This window comes from Bacteroidota bacterium, from assembly GCA_039111535.1.
GTDB lineage: Bacteria > Bacteroidota > Rhodothermia > Rhodothermales > JAHQVL01 > JBCCIM01.
On record JBCCIM010000014.1, the window covers coordinates 19278 to 39329 of the forward strand.

Consider the following 20052-nt stretch of genomic DNA (forward strand, 5'->3'; position numbering starts at 1 on the left):
TGATACCTTGCGTGAAACAAAAACGCATGCCACCGGACTGTTGAACTTGGAAACCATCATCCCCCAAAGACACGAAACGTCATGAAACACCAAAATCTGTCTCGTCGCTCTGCGATGAAAAAAATGGCCGGCGCTGCTGCCCTTGTTGGTACACCGGCAATCCATTTGGGTACCACAACCGACGCACCGGCTAAGTTGAAAGGCAATATCAACCATTCTGTTTGTAAATGGTGTTATTCAGACTTTTCGCTGGAAGAGTTGGCGCAACAGGCTGTAACGATGGGCATTAAGTCCATTGAAATTGTCGGGCCCGAGGCGTACGATACACTGAAGAAATATGGGCTTTCGTGTGCGATGTCTAATGGTCCGAGTTCGGGTTCAATTTCGAAGAACATCAACCGTATTGCACACCATGCTGAAATAGTGCCTGATTACAAAGTGCGCATTGGCGAAGTGGCCGATGCCGGCTTTACCAACCTGATCATGTTCTCTGGAAACAGGGAGGGCATGGACGATGACGAAGGCATGGAGAATTGCGCCAAGGCCATCAAACAAGTTGTTGGGGATGCTGAGAAGCGGGGCGTTATGCTGTGCATGGAACTGCTAAATAGCAAAGTGAATCATGCAGACTACATGTGCGACCACGTTGAGTGGGGCGTGAAACTGGTTGATATGGTTGGTTCTGACAATTTTAAGCTGCTTTACGACATCTATCACATGCAAATCATGGACGGTGACGTGATCCGCACAATCCGTGATTACAAAGATTATTTTGGCCATTATCACACGGGTGGCAACCCTGGTCGCAATGAAATTGACGAAACCCAGGAACTGAATTATCCCGCGATCATGGAAGCTATTGTAGATACAGGCTACACCGGCTTTGTTGGCCAGGAGTTTATCCCGGTGCGCGACCCAATGGCGTCATTGCGGCAAGCTATCTGGATTTGCGACGTGTAAGCCTGTAATTGTTGCAACTAAAAGAACTACTTATGAACTCAGATTATAGCATGCATGCCCCCGTGCCTGTGTCAATGAGCAGCGTGGAAGAACGCGCTGATTTCATCTCAAAGACCTATATGCACTTGTTTGGGGCCATGATTGGCTTCGTGCTGTTTGAAGCAGCGATTTTCCAAACGGAGTTGCCGGCCATTATGACCTCGATGCTCGGAGGCAATTGGTTGATTGTGCTTGGCGGTTTTATGCTCGTGAGCTGGTTTGCGAACCGCACGGCTATGAATGCAACATCTGTTGCATCTCAATATGGTGCGCTGGTGGCTTTTGTTGTGGCTTGGGGCATTATGTTTGTCCCGATGTTATACATCGCCCAAATGACTGCACCTGGCGTTATTGAAAGCGCAGCAACAGTCACACTCCTTGGCTTTGCCGGTCTTACTGCAGTTGCTTTTATGACCCGTAAGGACTTTTCCTTTATGGGTGGGATGCTGCGCTGGATTGGCATCGTGGCCATTGTGGCCATTGTCGGTAGCCTGATCTTTGGATTTGAGCTGGGCACGTACTTCTCGATTGGGATGATTGCCTTCGCCGGCGCTGCTATTTTGTACGATACCTCAAACGTCTTGCATCACTATCCGGAGGACAAATACGTGGCAGCAGCCTTGTCTTTGTTTGCTTCTGTGGCACTGATGTTCTGGTACGTCTTGCGCCTGTTTATGGCTCGTGACTAATTGGAGTCTTGGTACTCTTGAGAAGCCCCCAATCATACAGGTTGGGGGCTTTTTTTATGACGCATTTTTCGTAACCATTCTGCATCTCATGCTACAAAATAGCGCTATTGAAATAGAAAATGAGGACAGGTTTGATTCGGTTCATAATTGCAACATGCTTGATTGGCGTTGTTGCCTTTGGTGCACTGGCTGGAACGGTAGCTGCGCAACCCAAAGAACAGGCTCTGCCCGGCTGGGAGACCAACACGGCAAAACGTTCGATTGAATTGGATGAATTGATGTCTGGTGGCCCGCCGAAAGATGGGATTCCAGCAATTGATAACCCTTCTTTTGTGTCACAGGACGCCGCTGCCGGCTGGCTGAAAGGCCAGGAGCCAGTGGTCTCAGTGGAAATAGGAGGTATCGCACGCGCTTATCCGCTACAAATCCTCACCTGGCATGAGATTGTCAACGACGAGTTATCTGGCGTGCCAATTACGGTCACTTTTTGTCCGCTATGTTATGCTGCATTGGCTTTTGACCGGCGAATAGATGGAGAGACGTACAGCTTTGGTGTTTCAGGCATGCTCCGGCATTCAGATATGATTATGTACGACAGGCAGACCGAGACCTTGTGGCAGCAATTGAGTGGTGAGGCGGTTATTGGCGACCTGACGGGCAGGATCCTTATACCTGTGCCGGCGCAAATTATCTCGTTTGATCAGTTTCGCTCAGCGTATCCAGCAGGTGCCGTGCTATCAAAAAGAACCGGGCACATTCGTGATTATGGTAAGAACCCGTACGCCGGCTACGATGACATCAATGAGCGTCCGTTTTTATACCGCGGTCCGCTAGACAAACGCGTCCCGCCTATGGAGAAGGTGGTAACAGTCAGTATTGACGGTGAAGACAAAGCCTATCCGCACCGGGTCACGCGGAAGCGGCGTGTGATTGATGACACCGTGAATGGCAAACGTTTGCTCATCTTTCATGCAGATGGAGCGGTTTCGGCTTTGGACAAGTCGCAGATCAGTGATTCTAAAATGATTGGGTCAACGGGTGTGTTTGTGAACGAAGTGGACGGGAAGCCGCTGGTCTTTAAATACAAGAATGATCTGTTTGTGGATGAAGAGACCGGAAGCCAGTGGAATATCGCCGGCCATGCCATCTCTGGGCCACACAAAGGCAAGCAGCTCGAGGCAGTGGCCCATGGCAATTTCTTTGCCTTTGCCTGGTTTGCCTTCAAGCCTGATACAGGGTTGTACGCCGGCGAATAAGGCCTCTTCAATGACTACCTCAAGCACCGCCGGGCTTCATAAGGCAGGGTTTGGGCATCTTGGGAACGCTCATGCAGCTATCCCGACACAAGCGCGCAGATTGCATGCAATACGGGTTCTTCGATATGCGTTGTGGCACGGTGAATTTGCCACTCATCCTGAATCTTCTCTACGCGATTGCCTTCTTTGTATTCATCGAGGCCCTGTATAATTCTGCTGCCGTCGATAAGCAAAATGTTGGCTGTGCTGAAGACTTTGATTTTGCGCATGGTAAACGTGGCAAATCCATAATCATCGCTCTCAGCGTCTTCTGTATCTTCAAGCACAAAGCCAAATGCATCGAATTTGAAAATTTCGGCGCGATAGTGGCCTGGGCAACGCCAGTCGTTTTGCCATCTGGGCAAGCCGGCGTAGGCTGAGCAGGCATTGAGTGCCGCCACATACCGTTCTGTTTCGAACGTTGTGGGTATAACGAACGTGTCCATAAAGCCTGAGCATATATGGTGGGTCGTTCAGTGTACGGAAGTGGGTCGTAAACGGGCAATCAGAATATTTCATCTGATACCATACAATCAACCGTTTTTTCGCTACACAGCGATGCGCCTTTCGCTTGCCCTTGCGTGCGCCGTCCAAAGAAATAAAAAAACGGCAGCAGGTATAACCTGCTGCCGTTTTGGAAATTCGATGGTAAAGCCTGGTTTAGCGATTACGGGTTGCCAAGCGGGACAAAGGATTGAATCCCCGTAATTTCTCTACCCAAAATCAGGCCGTGAATATCATAGGTGCCTTCGTAAGTGTTTACAGTCTCAAGGTTCACCAGGTGATGGATAACCCTGAAGTCGCCTGTGATCCCGTTCCCACCGAGCATGTCGCGTGCAACGCGTGCGATGTCGAGGGCGGCGCCACAGTTATTCCGTTTTGCCAGTGAAATCATTGAAGGCGCAGCACGTCCTGCATCTTTTAACTGGCCAAGACGCAGCGCTAATAACTGCATTTTGGTAATCTCGGTAAGCATGTTGGCCAGCTTGGTCTGAATCAACTGCATCGAGCCGAGGGCGTGGCCGAACTGCTTGCGTTCCATTACGTACTGCCGTGCCCGGTGATAGCAATTCTCAGCTGCGCCAAGTGTGCCCCATGCAATCCCATACCTTGCATTGTTAAGGCAAGAGAAGGGGCCTTTTAACCCGCGAACTTCAGGGAAAGCATTTTCTTCTGGTACAAAGCAATCTTGCAGGACAATTTCCCCGGTAATCGAAGCACGGAGTGACATTTTGTTGCCCGTCTTCGGTGCCGAAAATCCTTTGAATCCTTTTTCAACCACAAAGCCACGGATCACGCCCGGGTCGTCTTTGGTTTCTTTCGCTTTTGCCCAAACCACAGCTACGTCCGCAATGGGGGAGTTTGTGATCCACATTTTTGAGCCATTAAGCACCCAGCCGCCATCAACTTTCAATGCAGTTGTTTTCATGCCGCCCGGATCCGAGCCATGGTCAGGTTCGGTGAGGCCAAAGCAGCCGATCATTTCACCCGTGGCAAGTTTCGGTAACAAGCGTTGGCGTAGTTCTTCTGTACCAAAATCGTAAATGGGATACATGACCAGGGAAGATTGCACAGAAGCAAACGATCGATAACCTGAGTCGACGCGCTCGATTTCCCGGGCGATGAGTCCGTATGCAGTATAGCTGACGCCGGCGCCGCCATATTCTGGTGGAATGGTTGAGCCGAGGAGTCCGAGTTCGCCCAGTTCTTTGGCAATCTCCATGTGGAATTTGCCGTCCTGGTTGCCTTCAAGTGCGCGGGGCTCGAGGTTGGATTGTGCATACTGCCGCGCTGCGTCCATGATCATGCGGTCTTCTTCAGACAGCAGTTCTTCAAACATGAAGGCATCATCTATATCAAATACTGGTTTTGGCATAAGGATCTCCAATGTGGGATATACTTTAGAAGCAATAAACCAGCGTCAGGTCTCTGATGGCCGGCCCGGCATGTGCGCTAATGCTATGCCTGAAAAGCGCTTTGCAGGGCATGGGTTTTTCTCAAAATGTCTGCCATAATTTCGAGAGAAGCTGGCTGCTCAATATAGGTGTCAAAGAGGTCAGGATTTGCAGCTGGTCCGGGTGGTTCATTTTTGGGTACCAGCGCAATCACAGTGGTTTGTTTCAGAGAAGCGCTTGAAGTCCGTAAATGTTTCAAAGTTTCCCATTCAGATGCAGAAAGGACGTCGCAGTCAATCAGGAGGCAGCTAAACGGAAGGCCTTCTGGATGTTCTGGGTAGCGTGCTGCTAATGAAGGCATATTGATAGGGGAGTAGCCAAGCTTTTGGAGGGACTTGCCAAAGATTGCAGACGTGAGCCGGTTCTGACTTATCAGGCCAAGTTGCAGGGGGTAGCGCGCAGCGAAAAAACTATTCCTGATGGCTGGATCTGGCAATTTGCCGGCACCCAGATGTGCAGCTACTTCCGCCAGTTGTCGGCTGGAAACTGGCTTGTTGAGCTGCATATATGCTGACAGTGCTGCCGCACCTCGATTCTCATGTGTGGATCTTAAATGAATGCAGTTTTTTGGATCTGGCATGACCTGACTCAATGATTCTTCGAGGAGCAGGGAGGGGGCGTTGATGATGCATCTTGCGTTGACATTTGCGAGCATGGCGTGCTTCAAATCTTCTGCCGAGTTCATGCGGGTGGCTTCAATATGGAAGTGCTTCAAGCGTTGCGCAAGCAGCCGGCCATGCTCGGGGTTCTCGTCGTATAGCAATACAGGCAAGGAGGCTGATGCAGCCGAGGTGGGCAGTGTCGTATAAAAAGCAGGTACCTCGATCTGAAAATGAAATATTGATCCATGTCCAAGTTCGCTTTCTACCCAGATGTGACCTCCCATCATCTCACACAATCGTTTGCAAATGGTTAACCCCAGTCCGGTGCCGCCATATTTACGGGTAATGGACGCGTCCGTTTGTGTAAATGCATCAAATAACCCATCGAGTTTTGCGGGTGGGATGCCGATGCCTGAATCAGTTACCCGGAAATGGAAGAGGGTATTGTGCAGCCCTTTGATTTCTGCTGAAACCTCAACAGTTATTTGCCCTTTCTGGGTGAATTTGACTGCATTGGAAAGTAAGTTCACCAGGATTTGGCGGAGGCGCGTAGAGTCACCAATGATTTCAGTTGGACACACCGGGTCTAGTGCATATGCCAATTCGATATGTTTCTGGTACGCGCTTAGGGCCAGAATGTCGAGTACTTCTTCAATGCATTTTACCAGATCAAATCGGCGCGATTCAAGCTTCAGTTGGCCGGCTTCAATTTTAGAGAAATCGAGGATGTCATTGATGATTGATAGCAATACCTCACCACACGATTCAATCATGTCTACACAGTCGCGCTGGTCATCAGAAAGGGGAGACGAACGCAAGATTTGTGTCATCCCTACAACACCGTTCATGGGGGTGCGAATTTCATGGCTCATCATGGCCAGGAATTCACTTTTGGCTAGGCTACCAGCTTCAGCCATTTCTTTCGCTTCCAGCAGGTCCTTTGTACGTTCGGTTACTTTGTCTTCCAGTGTGTCATGAGCCCTCTGTAGCGCAGCTTTTTGCTCGTTCAGCTTTTGCATGAGCTGGCTCTTCTCAGCAATGTCAATTTCTTTAGGTTTGAGGACCATCAAATAATCAGGCATTGCGTCGTGGGAAGCAAAATGCCGGAGGCGGAGGCCATGCTGCTTGAAATCACTTTTGTCTTTCAAGACGGGTGAGCCGAGCAAAAAAAGCAAGTCGGTATCCGGGTCAGCAAGCAGTTGGAATTTAAAAGCCAGATCCAATGCGCTGAAACAGAGCGTAACCGCATTGCCTGATAACCGTTTAAGGTTTGAGTGATTTGGCGTGATGCGTGGGCGCGTCAGTTCGAAGAAGTCTGTTAAAAGCCGGTCGGGCATACTGGCCGGCGCCAGTTCCGATAGTGATGAACCGCAGCCCATTATCCGCAGGTCTTGATCCAGGATGAGATGAAAGGGGAATGCCTGGTTGAGAAGGGTATAGTTAAGGCCTAACGCATCCCGGATCGTATCCATGACATTCGTACAGTGTTCAAAATCGAATTACAGGATCGAATGCTGATTTTAGGTCTGTGAGGTGACAGATGGTTTGGTTCCGAGGTCTGCTTTTTCCTTTTTTGCAAAAGCTACAGCAAATTCGTCGTGATCACCCGTGTCACCTTTGAAGCCAACCTGAATAACGGATACATCTGTGTCGAGCAGATTGCCAAGCCCGCGCACAAGCCCAACGACCATGGGGGCAAGTCCGTCACGGCTTGAGTTGTAGTGGAGGATCATGGAATCTTCCGTTAAATCTGATACCCAGAAAGAAGGGGTGTCAAGTTTTTCGAAGGACTGACCTACGCGGGTATGCATTTCATCCAGGTTGGCAAGAACTTCTGGCAAGGTATCGCCGGCCATGTCGAGCAAGTCACCGTATTCACTGTTGTAGGCAAAGGAGACCCAGTATTCACCTACATCAGCCAGCACTTGCGCCGGCCCCATGCCTGTCACTTCACTGAGTCCCACCACAAGGTTAACCGAGACGCTATCCGGGTATTGCTCCATGCTGATGAACTCGTGGGAAACTGAGGCTTTTGACGCGACCCGTTCCCATACTTCTTCTCCGTGCTCTTTCCGAATAAATTGCTCAATAGCTCGATTTACCATCCCGTACATGGTAGCACCTGCACATTTTTCAAATTGAATTGTCGAATTCGAGTATCGTACACGGTGCTTTTTTCTTAAGCTGTGGTTACATTCCACCTGCAGTTCGCAAGGCGCGAATGTAGAGCAGAATCAAGCCTCAATTGTGACGGACAATGAAAGTATTGGTGATTGGCGGTGGTGGGCGTGAACACGCCATAACTTGGAAACTCGCGCAGAGTAAACATGCCCCGGAGTTGTTTATAGCGCCGGGCAATCCCGGTACAGCAGCATTGGGCAGGAATGTGCCGATAGGGGCATCTGACGTGGCGGGTTTGTTGTCTTTTGCCCGTGAGGAAGGCGTTGCGCTAACAATTGTTGGTCCAGAACAGCCGCTTGTGGATGGCATTGTCGATGCGTTCAATAAAGCAGGCTTGCGCATATTTGGCCCCACAGCAGCAGCTGCTGCATTGGAAGGCAGTAAAGCGTTTGCAAAGGCTTTTATGGAGCGGCATGGCATCCCGACAGCTGCGCATCGAACATTTGATAAAGCGGCTTATGCTGAGGCAAAACAATACATCACCCAGCAAGGTGCGCCGGTTGTGTTGAAGGCTAGCGGCCTTGCTGCCGGCAAAGGTGTCCTCATTTGCGGAACACTTTCGGAGGCATACGCTGGCCTCGACGCCTTGATGAAAGAAAGCCGGTTTGGCGAGGCTGGTGCTTCAGTTGTTGTTGAAGAGTGTATGGAGGGTGAAGAAGCCAGTGTGTTTGCGCTAACCGACGGGGAACGATACGTACTGCTTGCACCAGCACAGGATCATAAGCGCGTTGGCGAAGGCGATACAGGGCCAAACACGGGAGGCATGGGTGCCTATGCACCGGCTCCTGTTATGACCGCAGCGCTGATGAAGGAAGTGGAAGCAACGGTCATCCTGCCTACGCTACGGGGAATGGCTGCTGAAGGGACGCCATACCAGGGCATTCTGTATGTGGGTTTGATGATGACGCCAACAGGGCCGCGGGTGGTGGAATTCAACTGCCGATTCGGCGACCCTGAAACCCAGGTTGTACTTCCGTTATTGCAAGAAGACTTGCTTGAAATCATTGGTTCACTCGTAGGAGGGGATCCGCTGCCGCCAGTGTCATCGGCTGTTGGCGCAGCGGCATGTGTTGTGCTGGCCTCCGGCGGTTATCCTGGCAGTTATGATAAGGGCAAAGCCATAGCCGGCATCGAAGAGGCGGATGCGTTGGATGATGTTGTAGTCTTTCATGCCGGCACACGGGATGCTGCTGCGGGCGGCGTAGAGACTTCAGGTGGCCGCGTGCTCGCTGTTGCTGCATCTGCACCTGATTTGAAAGGGGCGCTGGAAAAAACCTATGCCGGCGTGGCGCGTATCGAGTTTGAAGACCAACAATTCAGGCGTGACATCGGACAGAAAGGACTGGCCCGAATCGCCGAATCCTGATCCCTATGCTGCGAACCGTCCATCAGAAATGCGTAACCACAGCTTTGCTGCTGTTGCTTGCCGGATCTGCTGTTGCGCAGCCTGTTGATCAAGAGATTCGCGTACAGGATTTAGAAGCAGTTGCCTTTTTTGAAGAAGCGGTGGCTGTAGATATTGATCCCGCCGGCGTTGTTTATGTTGTTGATGCCGGTGCGCATCATATTGCAAAGATATCTGCAGAGGGTAAGGTTTTACAGCACCTGGGAGGCCCGGGAGAAGGCGAAGGACAATTTGACACACCTGCGGATGTAGACGTCACCAATGGCCTCGTTTTGGTAGTGGCTGACGCAGCCAATGGTCGGGTACAGCGGTTTTCGAGAGAATTTCTGTTCCTCGAATCCCTTAACATCGACGATGATGCAAATGCGCGGCAAGACGTTTATGGGAGCGAGCCATCTTATCGGCAGCAGGCACAAGACGGCAATAACATCGGTTCAGGCCGGCCCATCAGCCTCATCACGGCAGATGACAACGCCATGTATGTTGTCGATGAAGTAGAGAATGCCATTCAGATGTGGGACGCCCAGCGAAATTTTGTTCGCCAGATTGGCGCGTACGATCAGGGTGAAGGAAGCCTCATTGAACCCGTTGCTGTGGCTCTATCAGACGCCGGCGGGCTCTTTATAGCGGACCGTGGCAGAAATGCCATTGTTGTATATGATGCATTTGGTGGCTTTGATCGCACGATGGCTGATGGGCTGATTGCAAATGCCGAATCGCTGTTTATCCTGAATGACCTGTTACTGGTGATCTTACACGACCGGTTGCTTGTGTATCAATCACGCGGACTGCTCGAATCCACAATCGCTATCGCGCTTGACGAGCCTCTCAGAGATGCTGCCATCCACAATGGGGTGCTGTATTTACTAGGCGAGAAAACCTTGTTCAAAACCTCGTGGGCAACGCTTGCGCCATAAAAGGACGCATTCAAGGCAGAAACACGGACCGGAAACGGGAGTATCTGCAACACAAGATCAGAACTAACGCTATACGCCATCGCACTTCGCTACCACTTTATTTCAGCTTTTTCTTTCACTGGTTAGCCTTTTCCACCTCCGTGCGATTGTTCGTCTGCATGCTGTTTGTGTTTCCCGTTTTTGGGATAGCTACGGCCTGGGCGCAGGTGCCTCCTGTGCAGCAGCAGGGTGAAGTTGTAGATACGCTCCAAATTGCGCCCGGACAGGAAGTCGAATTACAGCCTTTTATCCTTGCGTCAGGCGTGGTCGTTGCACTTGATGGTGAAGTCCTACCAGCATCTGCTTACCATATCGACTATCGCTATGGTAAACTCCGGCTGACGGATACGCTAGCTGCCGGCGAACTTGTGGTCCGGTATCGCGCGTTGCCTTTTTCGTTTGATCCGGCTTATGTGAGACGACAAGGCATCACACTGGACGAGGCCTCTGATTCTTCCAATGTCATCGAAGACCTCGAGAATCAGGCTGCGCGCGCCAACCGAACGGTACAAGACCCATTCGGCAATTCGAAAGTGCAGCGTTCCGGCTCGATTACCCGAGGGATTGTAGCGGGTAACAACCGCGATGTAACCGTGGAGTCGGGGCTGCGACTGCAATTGGCCGGGGAAATTGTGGATGGTGTTAATGTCCAGGCCGTGCTAACCGACGAGAATACGCCCATCCAGCCAGAAGGCACAACGCAGCGGCTTAATGAATTTGACCGCGTGTTTATCGAGATTCAGTCGCAAAAAGGCACGGTGCAACTTGGCGATTTTGATGTGCGGTATCAGTCATCAGAGTTTGGACGGTTTACGCGGAAGCTCCAGGGGATTCATCTCTTTAGTGATATCCCGTCTCGGTCGGGAGGGGATCCCTTGCTGTCTGTTGATGTAGCCGGCGCCACCGCGCGAGGTATTTTCCGGACACAAGAAATCACGCCGATTGACGGCATCCAGGGACCTTACAGACTGGAAGGCGAGAATGGTGAGCAATTCCTAATTATTGTTGCCGGCTCAGAGGTTGTGTACCTCGATGGTGTAGCCATGGTACGTGGTGAGTCGAACGACTATGTGGTAGACTATGCAACCGGTGAAATCACTTTCACGCCAAATCGCATCATAACAAGCGATCGCCGGATTAATGTAGAATTTCAGTACACAACCAATCAATTCAGCCGGGCCCTGACCGGGGGAACGGTACAGGCCAACTTTTGGCAGGCTAAAAATGGACGCGCCCGTTCGTCTTTTGGCGTTACGTTTTTACGCGAAGCAGATGGCGACCTCTTTAATGAAGAATTTGGACTGACGACGGCGGATTCGCTGCAGATTATAGCTGCCGGCGATGGACTGGCGCAGCGCTCTGGTGCTGAACCTGTGGTATATGATCCTGAAGCGCCATACGTGCAATATGTGCTCGAAACGATACCCGATGGGGCTGGCAGTACGGATAGTATTTTTGTTGCCCTGGATGCACAACCCGCTGATTCAGTTGAGGTGTTTCGTGTTCGATTTACGCGGGTGGGGACACGGACTGGGAGCTACGTCCGACTTGGTCGTGGCGTGAATGGCATCCTGTATGAATACCGAGGGCCAGGAGAAGGCGACTATGAGCCCGTGCGGGTATTGCCTAAGCCGGCAAATCGCAATTTGCTCGATTTCAATGGCAGGTTAGAGCCGTTCCCATTTGTTGAGGTTTTTGGGGAATGGGCCCGTTCTTTCAACGATCAGAATAGCTTGTCGAGTGTCGACAATGCCGATGACATCGACCATGCGTTCAAAACAGGTGTCCGCATAAAGCCTGTGCCGCTCAATTTGGGTTTTGAAGAAAATGGGCACATCGAAGCAGAAGGATATCGGCGCGAAATTGGGGCAGACTTTGCTTCTTTTGACCGCATCCGGCCTGTAGAATTTGGGAGGAAGTGGAATTTGAATGAGCGGGCTGTAACGGCAACGGGTGGTGTTCAGGGTGCTGGCGATGAGCGCATAGATGAGGGGAGTCTATCTGTCTACCTGAAACCTGATGCATTTATACGCGGTGAGGCCGGCCGCATTGATTTTCAGGATGCCTTTAACGGACAGCGCACTGCGCTGGTAGCAGGTTTTGAGGACTACCTGAATTACACCGTTGAATCTATTCGTAGCGAAGACGCGCTGCTGGCAGAAGAAGGCAGTTGGTTTCGGCAACGCGGAGAGCTTGCCTTGCCGCTGTTGGGGCGCCGCTTGCGCCCGACTTTTGCGTTTGAGCAGGAGCGCCGCCGCCAACGCGCCGCCGGCACCGACAGCCTGACCATGGCTTCAATTTCTTTTGTTGAATACCGACCAGGCATAGCGTGGGCCACCGATAGGCTTGAGGCTGCGCTTACGATGGAATACCGCGATGAAGACGGCTGGGCAATGGGCGAATTGCGCGATGCCTCGCGGGCCTGGACATACCAGTCACAGTTTAATTTTCGCCCGGACAATGTGTTTAATACGGACGGCAGTGTCGGGTACCGGGTCAGGCGATTTAGTGAGTTCTTTCAAACCAATTTCCAGCAGAAAGATGCTGAATCTGTTTTGCTAAGGTGGAATACACAGTGGCGTCCTTTGAAGCGGGCCATTGAGTTGGTCACGCGTTATGAAGCCGCAACCGAACGGACGCCAACACTCCAGGAGATCTATATCCGGACCGGCCCGGAATTGGGGCAGTATGTGTGGGAAGACTTTAATGGGGATGGGGCCATTCAGATCGATGAATTTCTGCCGGAGCGTACACCAAATGAGGGTGCTTATGTTAAGACGTTCATTCCTTCGGACAGCCTCGCGTCGATCGTGAGTGTACGCGCCCGGGTACGGTTGCAGTTGGAGCCTTCCCGCATTTGGGGGAAAGAATCGACAGGGTTAAAACGTGCACTGCGGCAAGTGTCATCGCGGACGACCTTTGAAGTGCAAGAGAAAAGCCGCGAGTCTGACATTGCGCGTATCTATCTGCTCAATCTTGACGAATTCCGGAATCCACTCAATACGCTGAATGGCCGTATCCGAGTCAGCCAGGATTTTCTGTTTTTCAGGGCGATTCCTCGTGTTGGATTGGATGTGCGCTTTAATCAATTGCGTAGTTTGTCGGAGTTGGCTGCCGGCGAAGAAACGCGGTTCTTGAATGTATGGGCGGTTGAGGGACGGTATGCGGCCTCACGTAAATGGGGATTGAAACTGCGAGCAGAAACGGAAGCCAATAGGCTCGGGAGTGAATCATTTGCATCACGCAGGTACAACATCGAAGGGTTGCGTGTGTCCCCGGAGATATCGTTTAGCCCGTCGAACAGCCTATCGTTTGTGACATCAGGCGAGTGGGCGAATAAAACGGATCGGGTTGGAAGCCGGGAAGCGCGCGTAGTGAAGTTGCCATTCGAAATGCGAATCAGGAAAGTGCGCAAAGCACAGGTCAGCGCACGTTTCGAAGTTGCCTTCGTATCCCTGGATGGCGATGCGTTGGGGCTTTCACTCTTTGAGCTAACCGATGGCCGGGGGCCGGGTACATCGTACCTGTGGGGACTGGGTGGCGATTATACCTTGAATCAATTTCTTCGCCTTTCATTTGCGTATGATGGACGCGCGCCGGCAGATGCTCCTACGTTACACACCTTGCGGGTGCAAATGAGTGCGCTGTTCTAGGATTGGTTGGAACCGTAAGTTTTGAATGCGCGCAAAGCTTCTGTGATTTCCTGCTCAGAAAGGTGGACGGGCGTCCCGGCTTGTAAAGCAAGGATGTACTGTTGTGCGAGCAATTCCAGTTCATAGGCAAGGTTCACGGCCTTTGCCAAATCTTTGCCCGTTGTGATTGCCCCATGGTTGGCCAGTAGACAGGCTGAGCGTGCCGCAAGGGCGTGCATAATATTATCTGACAAGTCCTGGGTGCCGAACAATGCATAGGGCGCACAGCGAACAGAGTCACCGCCAAACAATGCTATCATGTAGTGCACTGCCGGTATAGCCTGCCTGTTGATAGCGAGCGCAGTTACGTGTGGCGCATGGATGTGCACCACGGCGTTGACTTCAGGGCGGTGCCGCAAGATGTCGCGATGAAATCGCCATTCCGAAGAAGGGCCTGGGTTTTGCTCAAATGGCGGCGCGCAATCCAGTGGTAGGTACACGAGATTTTCAGGTGAAACGGTCTCTGATGGGACACCTGATGGTGTAATCAGGAAGCCGGCCCCGTATCGCACGGATACATTGCCTGACGTGCCGCGGCAAAGGCCATTGGCAAACAGTTCCTGGTAGTGTTGTACCAAGGTTTGGCGTGCTTGTGCTTCAGGCGCCGGCAGCGTGTTAGATGAAGAGGACACCGCTATACATTATCAGAAACAGGCGGTACAGGCTGGGCCCATTCGTCGTACCGTTCCCTCCGAATCTTGATGCCGGCATCGCGCAGCTTTTGCTCCAGGTTTTCATACCCTCGGTCGAGGTGGTACACACGAAGCACATCCGTTTCGCCTTCTGCAACCATTCCTGCCAGCACGAGGGATACGCTGGCGCGCAGGTCGCTACTCATTACCTGGGCACCTTTTAGCTGGTGGCCGCCTGATATATGGGCAACGTTGTTTTCAACGCGCGCCACAAGTCCCATACGCTGCAGCTCGGGAATGTGCTTGAACCTGTCGAGGTAAATAGTTTCAGTGACCGTTGACGGACCATCCGCCTGGGCCATAAGGATGGTCCATTGGGCCTGAAGGTCAGTTGGGAAGCCGGGATAGACGGCCGTGGTGATGTCGACGGGCAAGATTTTCTCTGGTACAACAACTTCGGTTACATCTTCACCATAGGTAGTTTTAGTCCCGGTGGCAGCAAACGCTTCTTTGAATGCGTTGCCCAGTTGTTCGTGTTCTGCATTTGTAATTCGGATGGTATCGCCTGGCTCGCCTGCAATGGCAGCTGCAATCATAAAAGTACCGAGTTCGATACGGTCAGAGCAGTTCCGAATGGGGCTAGCCTGAAGCTGGTCGACGCCTTCGATTTCAATGGTTGTTGTGCCGAGTCCTTCAATACGAGCGCCAAGGCTAAGCAGTGCCTCGCCAAAAGTGATGACGTCCGGCTCGCGTGCAGCATTTTCAATGCGTGAGGAGCCACGGGCCAGTGCTGCTGCCAGCATGAGGTTAACGGTTGCGCCTACGCTTGAAGGTTCAAGCCGGTAGCTTCCGCCAGGGAGCCGGCCGCCTGGTGCGCGTGCCACGACGTACCCTTGCTCCAGGTCAATTTCAGCTCCCAATGCCTTGATGCCCTCGATGTGGAGGTTCACAGGTCGAGGGCCCCATGCGCAGCCGCCAGGGAGTGAAACCCGAGCCTCACCACATTTACCCAACAAGGCACCCAGCATATAAAAGGAGGCCCGCATTTTCTTGACGAGCTCATAAGGTGCTTCCGGGATGGAAAGCGTTGAAGGATCAACCGTTACAACGGCAGCCTCTTTGTCAAAATTAACATTTGCACCCGTATAAGAGATGATTTCTGAAAGCGTACGAACGTCGCGAACATTGGGTACGTTTTCAATTATCACGGGCCCATCAGCCAGCAGTGCACCGGTTAACAGCGTAAGCGCTGTGTTTTTAGAACCACTTACTGGCAGGTCGCCTTTTAATCGGTGAGAGCCTGTTACAACGAGTTTATCCATTTCAGCACTAAGGTCATTTGAGATAGGTTGCAAAATTGTACGCATTAGATAAAAATCGTTTCAGGTGACAGGAATCCGTTTTGGCGAGAAGTGCGTTAAGCCGTACGGGTTGTAGTACCGGGTAGCACGCCCACTGCAATCCGAGTACCAATATTTTTATCCTGGTCGATCAGGTAGGTCCTGTCTATTGAACAAGCGACAAATATATCTTGACCATGCAGCAACTACACCCCTCGATGCACGGGTGCTGGAAGCGATGGTGCCATACCTGAAAGAGCAGTATGGCAATGCCTCTTCTGTTCATGCACTGGGTCGAAAAGCGCGCTTTGCTGTGGAAGAAAGCAGGGAGCACATTGCTGCTATACTGGGTGTGATGCCTGGCGAGATTGTGTTTACCAGTGGAGGCACTGAGTCGAATAACACGGCTGTAAAAGGTGCCCTGAAGCAAGCTGAGCGGTTGTTGGTAACGTCAGTTGTGGAGCATGAAGCTATTCTTACACAGGCCCACAGTTTGCAAAAAGCCGGCAACGAAGTGAAACTTCTTCCGCCAGGCCGGCACGGCCGGCTCACTGCATCAGACATAGTAGCCCTTGATCTGCCCGCTGGTAGCATCGTTTCCCTGATGCATGGCAACAACGAAACAGGGAGCCTTTCAGACGTGGCAGCCATCGGTGCGTATTGTGCAAAGCAAGAGATCCTTTTCCATACGGATGCTGTGCAAACAGCAGGGTTGTATGATCTTCAGTCGATTATAGAAGAAGTTGACCTGCTTAGTGTGTCTGCCCACAAATTTTATGGCCCCAAAGGGGTGGGGTGCCTCGTGGTGACGCGGAACGCAGAACTGGCAACGCTCATCGAAGGGGGTGCACAAGAGCGCCGGCGTCGTGGGGGGACAGAAAATGTAGCCGGCATCGTTGGGATGGCACATGCGCTTGCCCTGGCTGTTGAAGAGCGTGCCGTGCGTGTTGCCCATTTGCGTGTATTGAAGCGGCGTCTGATCTCAGCATTGGAAGGTTTGCTGGATGCTGGAAGCTATGTGCTCAATACTAGCCCGCAAGAAGAAGAAAGCATCCCCCACATTGTTAACGTTGCGTTCAAGCCGGTTGATGGCAAGGCCATGGATGGGGAAATGCTGATTTTGAATCTCGATCTGGAAGGCGTGATGGTTTCATCTGGATCCGCGTGCACAAGTGGCGCAATCGAGCCAAGCCATGTCTTGTTGGGACTGGGCCTGGATCAGGATACAGCGGCTGCAGCTGTGCGGTTTTCGCTAGGGAAGGACACGACGTCAGAAGACATCGACTATGCTGTAGACAAGTTGGGTACCATCATTAAACGGATGCGTTAGTATGGAAGAAGCGGGTAAAGGCGCGCTGATTGTATTTGCAAAGGTGCCGCAGCCGGGTAACGTTAAAACAAGACTGACCGCGTTGATAACGCCGGAGGAGGCAGCCCAACTGTATGCCGCGTTTTTAAAGGATGCGCTTGATGTTTACCTCGAAATGCCCATTGATGTGCACCTCTATTTTGGCCCATCAGAAGTAACGCTGCCGGATGATTTACGGCCTGATGGTACTGCAGTCCATACACAAAAAGGAGATGGACTTGGCCCCCGGATGGCAGCGGCGTTTGCCGAGTGTTTTGTTGCCGGTTACAAGCAGTGTGTGATTATTGGTACCGACCATCCCACGCTACCGCAGGCCTTTGTTCAGCAGGCATTTGATGTGCTGGATAAGCCGGGCGCTATTTCTATTGGTCCCAGTGAAGACGGTGGTTATTACCTGCTTGGCATGAATTCGTTTTACCCCCAATTGTTTGATGGTATGGCCTATAGCCACGCCGACGTGTTCAGCCAAACCCTCGATCGCGCAGCTGATACTGGCGCATCGGTACATGTTTTGCCGTCCTGGTATGACGTAGATGAACCAGAAACACTGCAGCGGCTTGTCCGCGATCTGCATGTCAGTGATTTTCCATTGGTGAGAACCCGCAAAGTACTTGCGCAGTTGGAAGGGGCCTATCCAGCACTTCGCAGCCAGATTTAGCCTGAAGCTCAGGTTTTAACCCGCTTTTCGGTGTCGCGAAGGTTGGACCGGATTCCATTCTGGATGTATTTCCGGTTCAGGTTTTTAATGTTTCTCACAATTATACGCGCCGGCGAGATAGTTATATACCGCTTTATGGAAGCGCTTTCAATCTTGATAAATATTCCCACATATACATGGCAACGTCACAAATTGTATCGCCCATGGGGCAATTCAAAACCCTTGAGCAGTTCATCATTGAGCAGGAGCAAGCGATCCCCATTGCCGCCGGGGCCTTCACGCGGCTAATCCGCGACATCGGTATTGCAGCAAAAATCATCAACCGAGAAATCAACAAAGCCGGCCTGGTAGACATCATCGGGGATTTCGGCGCAACCAATGTGCAAGGCGAAGCGCAGCAGAAACTGGATGTTATGGCTGATGCTGAAATTATCCGCGCACTTAAGCGTGGCGGCGAGTGCTGTTTGCTTGGCTCGGAAGAGCAGGAGAACTTGATTCCGATAGAAAAATGCCGGGGCTTGCGGGGAGATTACATTGTACTGTTTGATCCGCTTGATGGCTCGTCCAATATTTCTGTGAACGTAAGTGTGGGTACCATCTTCAGTATCTACCGATTGCCAGAAGGCGTTCAGCCGGGGCTAGATGCGGTCTTGCGCCCGGGTGTAGAACAGGTTGCTGCCGGCTATGTCATTTACGGTTCGTCTACGATGTTTGTGTACACGACGGGCAACGGCGTTAACGGCTTCACGCTGGATCCGTCTGTTGGGGAGTTTTTGCTCTCACATCCCGACATCAAAACGCCGCGGCAGGGCACCATCTACTCAATCAATGAAGGGTACTACAATGCCTTTGAGTACGGACTCCGTCAGTACATTAAATGGATTCAGGAGCCTGATGAGGCTACGGGCCGGCCTTACACTTCGCGGTATATCGGTTCTTTTGTGTCAGATTTTCACCGCAATTTGTTGAAAGGCGGGATATTTATGTACCCGGCAACCAAGAAAAATCCATCCGGCAAGCTGCGGCTGCTATACGAAGTAAACCCAACGGCATTTATCGCTGAACAAGCCGGCGGCTTGGCTGTTGATGGAGACATTCGCGTGCTCGAGAAGACCCCAACGGCTTTGCACGAACGCTCACCACTATTTATCGGCAGTGCTGCCATGGTTGAACGGGTACAGGAGTTTTTGCACGCCACCTATTAACAAGCCCAAAGACGCTCCGGCACAATGAAGCAGTCCCTCATGTTGATATCCCTTGTTGTAAGGGATTACGACGAAGCTATTGCATTTTTTACACAGAAGCTCAGCTTCACCCTTATAGAAGACACGTACCAGCCAGCACAAGACAAGCGATGGGTGGTCGTTGCGCCGCCCGGCGACGAGGGGGGCGCAAGGTTGTTGCTGGCGCGTGCTTCGACGCCCGAGCAAGAAACGCGTATAGGCCGGCAAACAGGAGGGCGTGTTTTCCTCTTCCTGCACACCGATGATTTTTGGCGTGATTACGAAGACATGCGCATGAAAGACATCAAATTTGTGCGCGAGCCCAAGGAGGAGCCATACGGTACGGTTGCTGTATTTGAAGACCTTTACGGCAACTGGTGGGATCTGATTGAGCCGCTCGATGAAAATTAGGTATTCATCTCTTTAAATAGCCATGTTTTAGCAACAGCCCAACCTCGTTTCACCGTTGCCGGCGATAGCTGCAGCGCATCCGCAGTTTCTGCGATGTTCATGCCGCCAAAAAAACGGCATTCAACGATATTGGCCTGTCTTTCGCTAAGGGTAGCCAGCTTCTTGAGTGCGTCATTCAACGTGATGAGCATATCGAGTCGGTCATCGGCGAGGCTGAACAGGTCATCTTGTGGCATGAATTCCGATTCGAGCGACACCTTTTTGATTTCACCACCACGCTTCTGGCGCTTGCGCGATTCTGCATAGTTCACCAGGAGGTGCCGCATTGCTTTGGATGCGACGCCATAAAAATGCGACCGGCTGTCCCATTTCATCTCAGCCTGGTTGACGAGCTTTATGTACGCTTCGTGAACCAGCGCTGTTGTGTTAAGGGTATGGTCGCCAACCCAATGGCGCCGCTGTACGTGCGCCAAATTGTGAAGTTCGTCGTAAATAAGCGGGAAAAGATCGCCCAAAGCGCCGTCGTCTCCCGTTTTAAGTTCGCCAAGTAGCCGGGTTACTTCACGAGATTCTGCTCGTTTAGCCATAATGAAGGCGTAGATACTGCTTGTAAGGGGGGTAGTCGTTTGCAAGATAAGCCAAAGG

At 51.7% G+C, this 20052-nt stretch carries 17 protein-coding genes; 10 read left to right on the forward strand and 7 right to left on the reverse strand.

What is annotated here, in order from left to right:
* Positions 1 to 81: 81 nt before the first annotated feature.
* From AAF564_04005 to AAF564_04015, 3 genes are all read left to right on the forward strand, one after another.
* Positions 82 to 960, forward strand: a complete 879-nt coding sequence (locus AAF564_04005; protein ID MEM8484684.1) for a TIM barrel protein — start codon at positions 82 to 84, stop codon at positions 958 to 960.
* A gap of 32 nt (positions 961 to 992) precedes the next feature.
* The gene (locus tag AAF564_04010; GenBank protein MEM8484685.1) at positions 993 to 1688 is read left to right on the forward strand and encodes a Bax inhibitor-1 family protein; all 696 of its coding nucleotides are present in this window, start codon (positions 993 to 995) and stop codon (positions 1686 to 1688) included.
* A gap of 131 nt (positions 1689 to 1819) precedes the next feature.
* Positions 1820 to 2944 (forward strand): DUF3179 domain-containing protein, encoded by a 1125-nt coding sequence (locus tag AAF564_04015; GenBank protein MEM8484686.1) that lies wholly within the window; start codon positions 1820 to 1822, stop codon positions 2942 to 2944.
* Positions 2945 to 3021: 77 nt separating this feature from the next.
* Here AAF564_04015 and AAF564_04020 read toward each other — a convergent pair whose 3' ends face one another.
* From AAF564_04020 to AAF564_04035, 4 genes are all read right to left on the reverse strand, one after another.
* Positions 3022 to 3429: a hypothetical protein gene (locus tag AAF564_04020; GenBank protein ID MEM8484687.1), complete on the reverse strand. Its 408-nt coding sequence runs from the start codon at positions 3427 to 3429 to the stop codon at positions 3022 to 3024.
* Between the two features lie 221 nt (positions 3430 to 3650).
* Positions 3651 to 4859 carry an acyl-CoA dehydrogenase gene (locus AAF564_04025; protein MEM8484688.1) on the reverse strand — a complete coding sequence of 403 codons (1209 nt, stop codon included), beginning with the start codon at positions 4857 to 4859 and terminating at the stop codon, positions 3651 to 3653.
* 83 nt (positions 4860 to 4942) lie between these two features.
* The gene (locus AAF564_04030; GenBank protein MEM8484689.1) at positions 4943 to 7012 is read right to left on the reverse strand and encodes an ATP-binding protein; all 2070 of its coding nucleotides are present in this window, start codon (positions 7010 to 7012) and stop codon (positions 4943 to 4945) included.
* A gap of 48 nt (positions 7013 to 7060) precedes the next feature.
* Positions 7061 to 7654 carry a heme NO-binding domain-containing protein gene (locus tag AAF564_04035; GenBank protein ID MEM8484690.1) on the reverse strand — a complete coding sequence of 198 codons (594 nt, stop codon included), beginning with the start codon at positions 7652 to 7654 and terminating at the stop codon, positions 7061 to 7063.
* Positions 7655 to 7797: 143 nt separating this feature from the next.
* Between AAF564_04035 and purD the strand changes: the two genes are divergently transcribed.
* The 3 genes from purD to AAF564_04050 all read left to right on the forward strand — a co-directional run bounded on the left by purD (position 7798) and on the right by AAF564_04050 (position 13735).
* Positions 7798 to 9087, forward strand: a complete 1290-nt coding sequence (gene purD / locus AAF564_04040) for a phosphoribosylamine--glycine ligase (protein ID MEM8484691.1) — start codon at positions 7798 to 7800, stop codon at positions 9085 to 9087.
* 5 nt (positions 9088 to 9092) lie between these two features.
* Positions 9093 to 10043, forward strand: coding sequence for an NHL repeat-containing protein (locus AAF564_04045; GenBank protein MEM8484692.1), 951 nt, complete (start codon positions 9093 to 9095; stop codon positions 10041 to 10043).
* A gap of 140 nt (positions 10044 to 10183) precedes the next feature.
* Positions 10184 to 13735, forward strand: coding sequence for a hypothetical protein (locus AAF564_04050; protein ID MEM8484693.1), 3552 nt, complete (start codon positions 10184 to 10186; stop codon positions 13733 to 13735).
* Here AAF564_04050 and AAF564_04055 read toward each other — a convergent pair.
* Positions 13732 to 14406: a class II aldolase/adducin family protein gene (locus AAF564_04055; GenBank protein ID MEM8484694.1), complete on the reverse strand. Its 675-nt coding sequence runs from the start codon at positions 14404 to 14406 to the stop codon at positions 13732 to 13734. The two genes, AAF564_04050 and AAF564_04055, sit on opposite strands and share 4 nt — an antisense overlap.
* A gap of 2 nt (positions 14407 to 14408) precedes the next feature.
* The gene (gene murA / locus AAF564_04060) at positions 14409 to 15773 is read right to left on the reverse strand and encodes a UDP-N-acetylglucosamine 1-carboxyvinyltransferase (GenBank protein MEM8484695.1); all 1365 of its coding nucleotides are present in this window, start codon (positions 15771 to 15773) and stop codon (positions 14409 to 14411) included.
* A gap of 142 nt (positions 15774 to 15915) precedes the next feature.
* Between murA and AAF564_04065 the strand changes: the two genes are divergently transcribed.
* The 4 genes from AAF564_04065 to AAF564_04080 all read left to right on the forward strand — a co-directional run bounded on the left by AAF564_04065 (position 15916) and on the right by AAF564_04080 (position 19407).
* A complete protein-coding gene (locus tag AAF564_04065) occupies positions 15916 to 17076 on the forward strand; it encodes a cysteine desulfurase family protein (GenBank protein MEM8484696.1) in 1161 nt (386 codons plus the stop codon).
* Between the two features lies 1 nt (position 17077).
* Entirely contained in the window at positions 17078 to 17773 is a 696-nt protein-coding gene (locus AAF564_04070; GenBank protein ID MEM8484697.1) for a TIGR04282 family arsenosugar biosynthesis glycosyltransferase, read from the forward strand.
* Between the two features lie 203 nt (positions 17774 to 17976).
* Positions 17977 to 18978, forward strand: coding sequence for a class 1 fructose-bisphosphatase (fbp, locus tag AAF564_04075; GenBank protein MEM8484698.1), 1002 nt, complete (start codon positions 17977 to 17979; stop codon positions 18976 to 18978).
* Positions 18979 to 19002: 24 nt separating this feature from the next.
* Positions 19003 to 19407 carry a VOC family protein gene (locus AAF564_04080; GenBank protein MEM8484699.1) on the forward strand — a complete coding sequence of 135 codons (405 nt, stop codon included), beginning with the start codon at positions 19003 to 19005 and terminating at the stop codon, positions 19405 to 19407.
* Here the strand turns inward: AAF564_04080 and AAF564_04085 are convergent.
* Positions 19404 to 19994: a sigma-70 family RNA polymerase sigma factor gene (locus tag AAF564_04085; GenBank protein ID MEM8484700.1), complete on the reverse strand. Its 591-nt coding sequence runs from the start codon at positions 19992 to 19994 to the stop codon at positions 19404 to 19406. The genes AAF564_04080 and AAF564_04085 overlap by 4 nt on opposite strands.
* Positions 19995 to 20052: the final 58 nt, after the last annotated feature.